This is a genomic window from Blastomonas sp. CCH1-A6, assembly GCF_001556365.1.
In the GTDB taxonomy this organism is placed as follows: domain Bacteria; phylum Pseudomonadota; class Alphaproteobacteria; order Sphingomonadales; family Sphingomonadaceae; genus Blastomonas; species Blastomonas ursincola.
Window position 1 is genome coordinate 1 of record NZ_LSIS01000134.1, and the last position, 329, is coordinate 329.

The 329-nt window shown below is 72.0% G+C and carries 2 pseudogenes; both read left to right on the forward strand.

Annotated elements, in window-relative coordinates:
* A pseudogene (locus AX735_RS05220) lies at positions 1 to 154 on the forward strand (helix-turn-helix transcriptional regulator); the annotation flags it as partial.
* A gap of 6 nt (positions 155 to 160) precedes the next feature.
* Positions 161 to 329: pseudogene (locus AX735_RS05225) on the forward strand (replication initiator protein A); the annotation flags it as partial.

Below are 329 nucleotides of genomic sequence, written 5' to 3' on the forward strand. Positions count from 1 at the left end.
CCCCGTGTTCCGCAGGCTCGGCGGCCGCATCGTCTATGCGATCGACGACCTCGACTCCTGGGCCGCGCTCGGCACCCGCCGCTCGACCTCCGATCCGGGCAACGGCGTCGTCTATCCCGCCAAGCGCCTCCCCACCGATTGCGTGCGCCGCTGAGCGCCGATGCCCACTGCACGCTCCCTCTCCGGCCGGTCCAGCGCCGAGCGCACGCAGCTTGAGCTGTTCCGCTCGGTCCCCGGCGACCTTGCGGCCCGCGACGCGCAGGACTTGATGGCCTGGCCGTTCTTCAGCCTCGCCAAATCCCGCCGCACCGCGCCCATCGACTTCCGCA